Annotated in this window: 10 protein-coding genes; 1 reads left to right on the top strand and 9 read right to left on the bottom strand. The window is 43.6% G+C overall.

The window, feature by feature from the left end; all coding sequences use genetic code 11:
- Positions 1-11: 11 nt before the first annotated feature.
- Complete coding sequence (gene clpS, locus ACIH2S_RS06290; RefSeq protein ID WP_036951847.1) at positions 12-332, bottom strand: ATP-dependent Clp protease adapter ClpS; 321 nt, start codon at positions 330-332, stop codon at positions 12-14.
- Between the two features lie 624 nt (positions 333-956).
- On the opposite strand from clpS, the gene ACIH2S_RS06285 reads away from it, so the two are divergent.
- Positions 957-1,238: a DinI-like family protein gene (locus ACIH2S_RS06285; protein ID WP_036983167.1), complete on the top strand. Its 282-nt coding sequence runs from the start codon at positions 957-959 to the stop codon at positions 1,236-1,238.
- Between the two features lie 40 nt (positions 1,239-1,278).
- On the opposite strand, the gene ACIH2S_RS06280 is transcribed toward ACIH2S_RS06285, so the two are convergent.
- From ACIH2S_RS06280 to ACIH2S_RS06245, 8 genes are read right to left on the bottom strand one after another with little or no spacing between them, the layout of a single operon-like run.
- Positions 1,279-2,817, bottom strand: a complete 1,539-nt coding sequence (locus ACIH2S_RS06280; protein ID WP_430248304.1) for a hypothetical protein — start codon at positions 2,815-2,817, stop codon at positions 1,279-1,281.
- A 60-nt stretch (positions 2,818-2,877) separates the two neighbouring features.
- Positions 2,878-3,894 carry a DUF6453 family protein gene (locus ACIH2S_RS06275; RefSeq protein WP_006659401.1) on the bottom strand — a complete coding sequence of 339 codons (1,017 nt, stop codon included), beginning with the start codon at positions 3,892-3,894 and terminating at the stop codon, positions 2,878-2,880.
- A complete protein-coding gene (gene gpJ / locus ACIH2S_RS06270) occupies positions 3,891-7,190 on the bottom strand; it encodes a TipJ family phage tail tip protein (RefSeq protein ID WP_430248302.1) in 3,300 nt (1,099 codons plus the stop codon). The genes ACIH2S_RS06275 and gpJ overlap by 4 nt, the downstream gene beginning before the upstream one ends.
- A 55-nt stretch (positions 7,191-7,245) precedes the next feature.
- Positions 7,246-7,851 carry a tail assembly protein gene (locus tag ACIH2S_RS06265; RefSeq protein ID WP_430248300.1) on the bottom strand — a complete coding sequence of 202 codons (606 nt, stop codon included), beginning with the start codon at positions 7,849-7,851 and terminating at the stop codon, positions 7,246-7,248.
- The gene (locus tag ACIH2S_RS06260; protein WP_430248298.1) at positions 7,848-8,558 is read right to left on the bottom strand and encodes an NlpC/P60 family protein; all 711 of its coding nucleotides are present in this window, start codon (positions 8,556-8,558) and stop codon (positions 7,848-7,850) included. Before ACIH2S_RS06260 ends, ACIH2S_RS06265 begins: the two co-directional genes overlap by 4 nt.
- Entirely contained in the window at positions 8,555-9,298 is a 744-nt protein-coding gene (locus ACIH2S_RS06255; RefSeq protein WP_430248296.1) for a phage minor tail protein L, read from the bottom strand. Before ACIH2S_RS06255 ends, ACIH2S_RS06260 begins: the two co-directional genes overlap by 4 nt.
- A complete protein-coding gene (locus ACIH2S_RS06250; RefSeq protein WP_154633087.1) occupies positions 9,295-9,630 on the bottom strand; it encodes a phage tail protein in 336 nt (111 codons plus the stop codon). Before ACIH2S_RS06250 ends, ACIH2S_RS06255 begins: the two co-directional genes overlap by 4 nt.
- 5 nt (positions 9,631-9,635) lie before the next feature.
- Positions 9,636-12,944 (bottom strand): phage tail tape measure protein, encoded by a 3,309-nt coding sequence (locus ACIH2S_RS06245; RefSeq protein WP_430248295.1) that lies wholly within the window; start codon positions 12,942-12,944, stop codon positions 9,636-9,638.
- Positions 12,945-12,977: the final 33 nt, after the last annotated feature.

The following is a 12,977-nucleotide window of genomic DNA, read 5'->3' as shown; positions in this document are numbered from 1 at the left end:
ATTAAGACTCTTCAGACTTTCTCTATAGTACACAATAAAGGATATTCATGTTCCCTTGCAAAAGCATTGACTTGAGCGGCTTTTGTTTCTGCAACTTCAGCAGTATAGACACCGCAAATACCTTTACCTTGAAAATGTACATCTAACATTATCTGTGTAGCGCGTTCTTCATCAAAAGAAAAGTATTTTTGTAACACCTCAACAACAAAATCCATCGGAGTATAATCATCATTATTTAACAATACTTTATACATCGATGGTGGTTGCAGCGTCTTTTCAACTTCATCTTTAAAAATTGTGTCAGTTTTAAATGTGCCCAGAAAATCACTCATTACTTTCGTGCTCAGTCGTGTTGCTCAGTGTGGAAATTCAATTTAAGCATAGCCTTTATTATCAATGATATCTATTCACTAAATAGCAATTCAATAAAGCTAAGCCATTAAAAATACTTTGTCTTCATTTTGGTACTGAATTCTCAATTTATCCCAGTGTACCATGGGCTGATAACTAACTTATAGCATCTAAATTTTGTGATATACGTCAAAAAATTTAAAATTTCACGAAAAACGCTCATCGGATTATTTTCAGTTTATTCAAAAAGCCAAAATCCGACTCTTGACCAAATATCCCTATTCAATACAGTATGAAATGCGAGCGATTAACTTCGTATTTATACCTAGTTTGCATGTGTATTTTATTCATGCGCTTAATAATAACTTAACTTATTGATTCATAATCATTTAAATGGCATTAACCCTTGGTTTTATGTCATTTTCAACTATCATTTAACCTCTTGATTTGACGATATTCTTTAAATGGTTTTGGGGAAGTCATTTTCTTGGCCATAAGATAAATTTCACCTTATTTCTTGACCTCTACTAATATTTTACTGTATATAATCACAGCTATCATTTAACTGTTTTTATATACAGTATTTTATGTAAGGAGGATGTGAGATGGTTACAATTAAAGTTCGCTTCGCTGCAAGTATGAAAGGCAAGTTACCCATGGGGACTTTCGACGCATTGAGAAATGAGATCACAAAAAGATTGAGCTCTAAATACCCCGATTTAAACATCGATATCAACTGGGGATCTCAAGCGAATGTGTCTATTGATGGTCTTGGAAAGAACGAAAAGAAAACCTACATTGAAGAAACGCTGGAAGAAATCTGGAATGATGGAGACTGGATGCCTGAAATGAAAGAAACTGAGGAGGTGGAGTATTTCGATAAATGATCAGATTGCGCCAACTACTCGAGCTGGCGCACCTTAGTTATTACTCTTCTAGTTTGCTTGCTTGTTCTTGCTTAGATTCATCACCTGATCTCTCCGCTTCCTCACGCGCAGTTTCGTCAGCATCTTCTTTAGCTACCCGTTCCGCTTCAATTTTCGCTAATCGCTCTGCTTCAGCTAGCTTCTGATTGTAGATAGAATCACTCGGCATATTCACACGAACATCAATCCAGTGGCCATTGGGAATATCGCAATAGTCATAGTCTTCACGCTCAATGTTATTATCATCGAGAAACTCTGGATAAGTCATTAGGCGCTGCGCTTCGAGTCGCGGATGAAGTGTGTGCTTTCTATAGCGCGTTTCAATGATGATGTCACCGTCTGGTAGTACGTCAAAATCAGCCCACACGAGGGGTAAATTATTAATCCCATTCGGTACTACTAAACCACCATGGATGCCACCCCAACTTGCGTCAGAGTTCATGCCGAGAGTACCTTTGAGTCTATAGCGACCAACACCAAGCTTTTCGACTTCAACGCCCTCTGATTCGTCGTTAGTTTCTGCGTGATTAGAGAATACTTTAATGATTGGAGATGCTGCTTTTAAGTTTCCGTTAGCATCTTTGGTTGTATTTCGCGTTGTATAAACAGAGCAATGTTCTGCTGTCGTCGATGTATTACCCTTTCTGACCATCTGTATCCAGTTTGTTCCATAATTTGCCAGAAGCAGTAATTCTGAGTTTTCATTCCCCCCCGAATACCGAGTTAGAATTCCACCTCCGTGAAACCCCTGACCTCCATTTATTGCGGATAGCCCTGCAGTATTGACTGAGTTAGCAGAATAAAAACCACATCCAATTCCACTAAAATTATTCACATCAGCAAAATGTGGCGGTGAGTTGACTTGCCCAACCCCATAATCATTTATAAGAATCACATCCTTGCCGTTATATTGAAGCGCTCCCCACTCAGTTAAAACTAGTTCTTTTCCTGTTTTTGAGTTGACGACAGCAATTCTATCTCCTGAATTTGGCGCTCCAACATAGCCACGCAAAACCCCGTTTGTATCTCTAATTGCAAAATAAAGGCTTTGATTTTCTGATGTATTCTTGAGTGTTAAGGCCTCTCCATTTTTAGAAATAGTACCGCCAGCCAAGCTCAACTTCCCATCTATCAGTTTCTTCAGTGCAATGATGCTTTCGAGTTTTACCGTTTCCCCTGTTGGCGTTTTAATTTCAACAATGCCGTCCTGCGTCATCCACGTGTCCATGTTGCGCAGGAAATACTGGATGTACTGCTGATTCGCTAACATCTTGCGAACGCCATCGCTCATGCTGTCTAGAACGAATGTGGCAATCTGATACTTAACCGCCGAAGCTGCAACAGGTACAGGATAAGTAAGGTTAATCTCGGTATCTGAATTCACAGATAGCACATTGTTAAAGTACACAACGTTATTGATAAAAATAGAGATTGGACAACCTTCGGAGATACCAACTAAGTTATCTTTCCAGCGAGTTCCTATACCTTTTATTTTTGTTTGTCCTGCTATGGTTGTGATTGTGCCTGTTTGATAAATCATATTAACTCCAAAATTTTGACGCAAAAAAACCGCTTTCGCGGCTTATCGTTGAATTGGTATTTAGAAGTAGTCGTTGAAGTCGATGGCGTAGCTGCCGGCATACACTATCTTGTTGTACATGTAGTTGGCATACGTGGGGTAATCACCGATGGTCCACATTCTTTTCGCTATAAGCTGTTTACCTGACACCCTAAATCCAGACATGTAGCAGTTAACGGTATTCCCCTCATTCTCCAACCATGTATTGGGGCTATCCATCGTGAACATCGGGACATCGAATTTACTAGTGGCAACATTATTGCTCGTGTTAACTATCTGCCCATTGTTATAAAACGGTGTGTACTCGGAGTTGAAGACTACCTTGCCCTCTCTGTTCCAAATTGTCAGTCCGTCGGAAGGTTGAAGATTTAACCCGGACGCAAATATCACAACATATACCCAACCAGACTCTAGCGAAATTATCCGGTTATTCGGTCTGTCATAGCGTATTGTTTGACTTGTGTTTTCAGGTCGAATAAATACACAGACCGAGTTACGGTTAGGAATAGAATCCGGAACGCTCCAATAACCCCGACCATTCTTATCCGCTTGTATAAATATTTTTTGCCGAAACACACAATAGGAAACCGTGGATTCTTGGGTGATAGCTCTAAAATTATCAACGGCAGCATCTATCTGCGAGTTAATAAAAAGCCCATAAGAGTCTTGTGGGGCTTCCTTCAGTACACCGTATAGGAAAAAATGGGAGTTACCATCACTCCCCGGTAACCAACCTGAATCACCGCCCCACCAGTCATAGTTACAATAGAATGTATCGCCAGACACCCAATAGCTTCCGATACTCACACCCTGCACCGAACCATAAGCCAGAAAGTGGCATAACGCTGACGGTACAATGACCACATTGTATTTGGACATTCCTGGTACATTAACAGACTTATTTTTTTGATACGGCTGTGGGCTGAGTGGATGAATAACAATATGCTTTAGAAAGGTTAGCGGATAAGAGTTGTTAGTGATTTCAATCGGCTTCCCGCCGTCTTTAGGGTTAATAAACAATCCATAATCATCACTCATACCGGGCGTCTCCCTAGTTTCGTAGCCCATCGTTTGTTTTCATCAAAAATAGTTACTCCTGTGCCATCAATTAATAATTGCCCGCCATCACCGACAATTTTAAAATCCCCGCTGATGAGCAGTTTGTTAAACTCAGCATCCCCAGTTTTAGCATCAATATTAAAACCTATCTTACCGGGGACATAGTTTGCTGAGGTCATTTTGTCAGTTACAACAACTTCGTTAAGCCATGCCTTGCTAATAAATGCTTCATTCATGAAAACTTGACCGTTTTTCATGTATAAGAAGGGCTCCATTTTTCCATTAACTGGATTATAGAAAGCAAAGTTATTCGCATTGAAACCGATGAATGACTCGATTTTACCGTTTTTCAGTTCAGCGCTAATCACCATACCTGCGGCATTGTACTTCTTACCATCAACAACAATCGTGATATTCGTACTGTGCATCGCATAGCCTGCGCCTTGCTTAAACTCAGCTTGCATCTTGGTATTGATTAACGCCTCTTGCTCATCAAATTTCACCTGCAGCTGGGTTTGCGACTCTGCAAATGCGCTATCTAATTTCGCAACAGCCTTATCTAGCGTGGCAACCTCAGATTTCACGCCGTTAATGGAGGCATTGACCGTCGTGTACTTCTCTGCCCAAGCCAGTTCGCTGTCCACATACACACGCCATAGCTCTTTAATTTGAGCTTGCGACTGTCCATGCTTAACAAATAAATCCTCTTGAAGCTCATAGGTCGCAGCCATGTTGATTAGGCATGCCTCATTAAGCCAGTCGAGTGTTTTATCAAGCTGCTTACCCGCTTCGGCGGTCATGAAATGCTCATCAAGTTCTGGCATGATAGTATTCACATCAAACTCAGACTCTCCACGAACAAATGAGGTCCATTCAGATTCATTGCCTGATTTATCCACCAGCCTCGCTCGAAAGTAAAAAGCAATACCCGCAGCCAAGCCCGCTAACTCATGAGAACGCGAAGGATAAGGAACATCAGCAAGTAACATAAGCCCATTACCATCGTTGGTTTTGCTGTACTGAATCTCAGTCTTTAACGTGTCGCTAGTGTTTTCACCAAAGCCCCAATCAAGCTTAATGCCGAACACGAGCGGTGAAGCTCTAAAATTCACTGGCTTAGGTGGGTTCCCTGCTTTTCCTGTCAGTATTGTTTCTGGCGCATTCGCCCAAACACTGGAAATTTCAGACGCATTAATAGCCCTAACACGCACTTGATATTGACCAGAATAAATTCCATCAATCTCAAACCCTAGAGAGGACGTTCGAGGCACGTTGATCCAGTTACCGTTATCGCGGCGCCACTGCGCTTCATACGCAATCGCACTTTCTGGCGCTTCCCAACTGACACTCAGCGTAGAAAAGGCAATGCCCTGATCCACTCTAGAATAAGATGAGATTTTTACGTTTTTCGGGGAAGGCTGAACACTTGGAGGAATAACTGTAATAGGTCGCTCATCAATTCGGGCACCGGAGTCAATGTGTTCGTAATTATCAGGATTATGAATGGCGCCACTGATGGAGTAAGTGTTATCGCCGCTGTCGCTGATATTAATCACTCGATATAACTGGACCGCTAAATCATCAGAGTCAACGACCCATACAGCCTCTTTTTGCGGTACCTGCGAATACTCAACAGAAACCGTGACCACTTTTTTGTTTACCGAAGTAACGGTTCTTCCTTCTGATTTTCCGTCTGGTAAGTTGATGATCAGGCGGTCACCCGCTTTAATTGACGTGACTCTATCGAGAGTAATGTTTCGCCCATTCACTAAGGAGATACGTCCACCGGTGTCACGCCCTGCTAAATTTGAATCGGCTACCGCGATAATATGACCCGGTGAGGGAATTGCCCCTTCTAACCCCGTGGCAAATGTGATCATGCGGTCATTTGCATTAGTCAGTAATGCCCAGCGACCGCGACGATTCGCTTCACTACGGCGCGTACACCCAATCGCTGATAATTCGGTTTTACGCACGCCATATCGACGCTGAAGCTTTAAATCCGCAACAGCTTCAACATCATCATTACTGTGATTATCTGTATCAGTAAAAGATACAAGTGCTTGGGTATAACGATTTTGGATACTACCACCGGAATATGATGGTTTACCGCCGACAATATTGGCATTAGTGAACGTACGGAAGATACTGGCTGGCATATCGGCAACCGCATTTACTTTATTATCAGCCCAAAACGTCATACCACGGAATATCGCCGCAATGTCACGCAGCACGTTATACGCGGACTCTTGCGATTGGATATACACATCACACAAAAAACGCGGCTCTTTGCCGTCGCCACCTCGCCCATCCGGTACCAACTCGTCACAATATTGTGCAATCTTATACAGGTCCCACTTTTCAACCTGAGAAGACTGGATACGGTCACCGCAACCATAGCAATTATTCAGCACTAAATCATAAAACACCCATGCCGGGTTATTGGTTGCCGCAAGCTTAAATGTCCCATCCCATACGCCTGAATAGGTCCGATTGATAGGGTCATAATTCGTGGGCACTTTGACAAGTATCCCACCTTTAGGGCGAACGCTAATCTTGGGGATCCGGTTATTGAATTGACGCGCATTGAACGTCACAAACAGAAGTGCGGTATTGGGATAACGCAACTTTGCATCAATCACCTCAGTCACGGCCGAAATCGTCACTTTATCGGCAATACGGGCGGTATTCTGATTCTTAGTGAGCCGGCGAACACGCAATTGCCAACCTGTAGTGGCTTTTGGTAAATCGACACGGTGGGTACGCTGATATTCACTTGTCGTTTTTCCATCGAATGCAGACTTAACCAGCTCTTTATATCCGGCTCCATCCGTGGATAAATCAATAGCGTAATCAATGCGGTAACCTGTCGTATCGCCGTTGTCATGCTGGTGCATTAATTGCGGTACCGAAAAGCGAACACGAATAGCGGATAACTGAGTATTATTGATTGTTCTGACGTACGGCTGATCGTCTTTCAGTTCCATCCCGACGGCAATATCATTATCCACGGAGGGAATGCCTTGGATGTATTCTTGTTGCTCACTGCCAGATCTAAACTCCCACGTCACACCTTCGAAGTTTTTGGTACCGTCTAAGTTACCAATCGGTGTATCGTCGAGGAAAATACGGGTATCATCCAAACCACCGGCTATTTCACCCTCCGAAATCGCTAACAGAATTTTTGCGGTAGATTCGGATAGCAAACTGTCTTTTGATTCGACTGGCGTATGTCCGCCACCACCACCGCCTTTGGCACCGTATATCGTTTCCATATTTCACCCATAAAAAAGCGGCAATTAAGCCGCTCGTGTTAACGTGTTCGTTTTACTATTTCTGATCTTCGGTATAGATCCCCGCAGAGATAATTGCGCCGCCCACTTCTCGACGGTCTAATCCATATAAAAGCGGTACAGGATTACCTTGCGCTGTCGTATTCACGGCGCCACCAAAGGCATAAGAAGGTTTATTGTCTGCATCTTGTCGCACTGATAGACCTTGTGGCTGAGGTGAAAGCATTTGTATAACACCACCCAATGCCATAGCAGCCCCACCGAGCGCCAATGCGCCACCGGCAAAACCACCTGCACCAAATGCAGCCCAACCCGCTGGGCCTAACATCATTGCCGCACCAATCATGGCCACACCTAAAATAGTCTGGAAGAAACCACCTCGCTTACTGCCTTTGATTACTGGTGCGATGCGAATTTCTTCACAGGTATCAAGATGCAATTCATCTTCATCAATATTGCGCTTACCTTTAAAGACGGCAAATTCCAGCCCTTTCAGATGCGCATTGGCAAGGAACTGTTCGAATCCATCATAGAGTACCGATAACGCTTTAATAGCTTCGCGGGGAGAATCGATAGCAAGCCGATGTTCGCGACCAAATTGGGTACCCAAAACACCATAGAGCCGTATTGTTTTTAAATTCATGCCAACTCCTTGCGTCTTACTATCTTGACCGTCCTATCACGCCAATAATCGCTGTAAGGAACAATGCGACTTAGCTGACCGTATAAGTGGTGAAGCAGCATACCATTCACTATCACCCCTGCATGGTTCGGAACATGAGCTTGCACTTGCATAATGACCATATCGCCCTCCTTTAAGTCACCGGCAAACTCGACAAAGCCCGCTTGCTGCCAGTTATCCATATACAGATTTTCACCACACTCCCACCAATGATGATCGACGCTGTAGTTATGCAGCTCTATCCCGTGAGTTTGTCGGTAATAATCCATAATGAGTGACCAGCAATCGGCATGACCTAGCACAAAGGGGCGCCCTTCTAATTCACGTTCTGCACGAGGCTGAATAGTGCGAATGTCACCTTCTGGCCATGATGCTATTACCCATGGCAACCCCGTCGCATCACACTGCAGCTTATCAACTTCGCTCGGTTGAGATGTCACCCCATCCCCGCAATGACTATGCACAATCGCTATTGGATCGCCCCAATCTTCAGCGTTCGCATAATCTTCAGGGGAAAGTTCAAAGTGTTCTGTTGGATTATCGGAGAGGTTACGGCAAGGGAAGTATTTTTTGACTCGGCTTTTTTGGCAAATCACGCCACACGCTTCTTTGGGATATTCCGCTTTTACATGCTGAAATATCGCCTCGGTTAATTTCTTTGTGATCATCGTATTAACCCCGCTGCAGGGAATCCCCCAAAATCCAAAGGCTCATTCTCACCAAAGCGTTTTTTACAGTCGCTAATAAGTCCGCCGCATTTATCTAATGCCGGATCATCAACTGGCTCTCCACGCTCATCGAAATATTTATTACCCGTATAATTGCAACCTCGCCCACTTCGATAGTCACCTTTCATGCACCAGGAGCAGAGGTTATGGATTTGTCGAACGGGGATCATAATTCCCTGCAAATCAAACGGGCTAGATAACTCGAACTCAACCGCTTCACCTGCCACTTCATTCGTTTTACAGTCAATGTAATAAACTTGCGTAAAGCACTCTTCAGGGTTCGCCGTAGGGTTTCCATCAGGAAAATTTTTAGCATCGAGATAATGAGCGAAGGTTTCATAAATAGTGACTTTTGCCAGCGCCATATCATCAAACTGCAAACATAATGATGAAATAACACTATTGACGTTTGAGACTCTAAATTTCGGTCTAGCTTGCGCACCGTCACTGTTTTTGGACATTCCTTCAATTTGATAAGGGTGCGCACCATATTCATTGCCTTGCCACCAGATAGAACGCGGGGCAAGTTCATCACCTGCCTCCTTAAGCTCTTTTTCGGTATAACGTAAATTATAGGCATGAAAGCGCAGAATAGGACCATCAAACGCACTGGCATCCACTTCAACTAACTGTATTCGACTGCCCGGCTCCAGCATTTGAACGTCTGCAGTTATTTTCATGAGCTAAATGCCTCAATAAATGTCGTCGTTAATGAATATTTACCGCCACCCAGCGCATTAGGTTTGTATTGTTCGCATCGAAATAACCCTTGTGGTCGGAGTGGTGGTTTCCAAATAAAAGACTTATACCCACCATGGCGATCAAAAAAGGCAATAATCTGTTCGATCATTGCCTCTTCACCCACAAACTCAAGCTGCCAACTATCAGAGCGGTTGTTTAACCCATCCCCTGCGGTTTGTGTATATCCATCACCGAACTGGGCTTTTTTGACTCTGAATGTTGTATCACTTTGCGCATTAATACGGGGGCACCAAGTGAACGTTTCTACCATACAGTTTACCTTCTTCTGTTAATTAGCTGCCAAAGCGGCGTTCCCTCTCTCGACGCCTGCTCATTGACGGTGTTAACAATTTCATTTTTGAGTTGCTGTTTAGCACCACTAACGTCACCTATTGGCGGCTGCTCTTTAGATCCATCACTGATCAGGTTGATATCACCAACATCGATTTTGATAGCATTATTGGAAGTGATGGATGTAGTGCCATTTTGAACATTTTCCAAGCCAAGAACGCGTACACCTAATGAACCATCAGAGCCTCGGGTTAAAGGCATGATTGCTTCAGGCCCAGCCTCCCCCATCAAACCTGCACCTTTTGCGAAAGCAAACATGGTTGGCGAGTTAACAATTTGCCCACTGTAAGAACTTAAGCTAGGTGAATCATAAACACCCCCTTTCGCATTAGGGACAATGGAGCTAATTAAGCTTCCAAATCCCCCACCGAAATAACTCCCCGCCGCTTTCATTGATTGAACAAGCGCCATATTAATAAGGACCTTATCAATACTTTTCAGGACGTCGATTGCCCAGCTTTTCCAATCGGCTTTATTGCCAACCAACATGTCGGAAATGTTATTCACCATCCCTGACATTGCAGATTGTGTTGCGCTTGCCGCCTGCCCTGCGTAGTTGCTCGCATCATCAACCCAGTTTTCCAAACCAGCTTTAACGCCAGAACGCCAATCAGCTTCAGCAAGAACGGCTTCCTTGTATTTTTTATTCAGTGCGTCCAAGGCATTTTGTCTTGCTAATAAAGCCTCGGTACCGCCATCCGTTTTACTGAATACCCGCTCAACTTGCTGGCGCTCCTCCTCGAGACTGCGGCGACGATTGCCCATACCCACGGTGCTTCTTGCTAAAGCGGCATCATCGTTATATTTGCGCGTTGCGTCCTTTAGTTCTTTCAATGCATCCGTCATTTCACGCTGCTTACGCACGGCTTCATCGGCTTTTTGCGTCCATTCCGCCAGCTCAACTGCAGATGATTGAATGGATTTTCGCTGTTCATCCGTCCACTTAGATCCGGTTTCATGCGCAGCGGCATAAAGTGCAGCTGCTTTTTCCCCCTGCAAGGCACGAACACGCTGAACTTCAGTCGCAACGGTAAGATCGGCTATTTTATCTTTGTAGCGCTCAGTGATTCGTTCAGCTTCTTTCATTAAAGACGCGCCAGACTTAAGCGAGTTATTCATTTTTTCGCGATCGTCAAAGGCTTTTAGTTTGTCGTTAACATACTGTTTCTTGTGGTCGTCATTGGAAAATGCACTTTCTGCCTCCCATATGGCGCGTTGCTCAACCTGGTCGCGCTGCTTCATGCCAGCAAGAATACGCTCCTGCTCAGCGCCCCATAACATCTGTCTTTGGTTATCATTTAATTCAGGACGATTACCAACTAACATAGGAGCTTGAGTCAGTAAATTGCGGTTAGACAGTAAATTGTTACCAAGAGAAAGTAGTCGATTAAATTCTGACTCTTGAGCGATCTCTTTCGCCATCGCAGCTAGCTTCTGATTTTTCGCGGTATTACCAGCTTCTATTTGTTTATTTGATTGCTCGGTCAGCCCATTAAGAACACTTAATGTTTTTTCACGATCTTGCTCTAATGCTTTAAGACGATCTTCTTCAACAGAAAGAGATTCCAATGCAGATTGGTAATTAGTTAACGCTCCCTCTTTCGCTATTTCTGGCAAGTCAGGGAAGTTTTTCTCCGCCGCACCTCTCATCTCATTAAGACCGGATCGTGTTCTTTGAATCAACTCGAGCTGCTTCTCAATTTCCTTTGTTTGAGCCTCAAACGTTTCCTTAACTTTTTTTGACTCATCAGATGATTCGGAAAGTGACATGTTCTTTGTACGCTCCGCAATACCATCTAGAGATTTAGCGTATTCAAGAGATGTTCTATGTGCTTCTTTTTGCCGTTCATTGACGAAATACCACGCACCTGCAGTTAGCATTACCACACCAGGCAGTCCTCCAGCTAAAGACAGTGCACCAGAAAGCCCACGACCTATTGTGGATGTAACTGATGTCATGCTACTTAATGCCCTGCGTGATGCTGCAAGCTTTGTATTCGCCGCAGCCTCTTGATTACTAAGCACTGTTAATGCCTTGGTATTTTTTGCTAACTGACCATCTAGAATTAATCGCTCCTTGTCAGTTGCTGCCACCATCTTTTTAGTTACTAGCGACTGGCGCATATCAAGAAGCAGTTGCCTTTCGTCCTTGATCCGCATTTGAGTTACCTGAAGGCTGCGGATTTGCTCCTTTGTTTGATTGACTAGGGATAGATAGCTATTAACCGTTTCTTTTGCTAAATTTTTAGCGCTTAGGGTTAAATTCCCAAAGTACCGAGACAAGCCAACACCAATAATTAAGCTACCCGCAAGTGCAACTTTATCAAAGTTATCGCCTAGTTTAGCCAAAATAGCAGCTATTGATTTCGTTGCACCCGCACCTCTATTTAACTCACCAAAATAGCTTTTTGCTGAGTTAGCAACTCGCATAAAGCCATCAGCGACAGTATTATCCATCGAATCAGCAAGAGCATTATTTGCATTCTTTGCATTTATCATTGCATCTGCAAATAACTTAAAGGATATTTTACCTTCTGCAGCCAGTTTTTTAACTTGGCTTTCAGTAACCTTCATTCCGCCATTGGTGCGCTCTAACTCATTAGCGATATCCATCAGTACCGAAGGTGTGGCATTTAGGATTGCCTTCCAATTTTCACCAGCAACCTTACCTTCAATTGTGGCTTTGTTTATTGCATTAAGGGCTGATTCTGTTTTTTGAGCACTGGTAGCATTAGCGGTAAATGCTGATGACATTGATTCAATGTAATCCACTGTTTGAGTTGTATTGTAATTAAGCTCCTTCATTGCTGATGCAGTCCCAATATACAACTCTTGAGTCGTCTCTATAGCTTTACCGTTTCGATTGCTGATAGTTAAAAATCGCTGCTGTATTTCATCATATCGCTGCGCTGAACCCTCAACTGATTTTAGTGCCATAGTGATGCGGGCTGACATCTGCCCCCACTCATCAACTGTTGAGATTGCTGCGGATACTGAGAAAAAACCAGCCAGCGCACCAGCACTCATTTTTGCAGTCATGGCAACGCTGGATAATTGGCTATTAATTTCCGAAAGCGCTTTTTTTTGCTGAGCTAATTCTTGCCGTAATTGACGGCTACCACCCGCCGCACTTTTATAAAAATCATTACTAATTCGAGAAGCTTTGCTAACCTCAGCCTGAAAACTGCTTGAATTAGCAGATATTTTTAAAATCAATTCACGTAAAGTAGCCACACTTGCTCCTTAAATTAAAAAACCCCGCTTTTA

This window comes from Providencia lanzhouensis (assembly GCF_050469745.1).
GTDB lineage: Bacteria > Pseudomonadota > Gammaproteobacteria > Enterobacterales > Enterobacteriaceae > Providencia > Providencia lanzhouensis.
The sequence above is the reverse complement of the archived record's forward strand: the minus strand, read 5'-3'. Positions and strand labels throughout refer to the sequence as shown.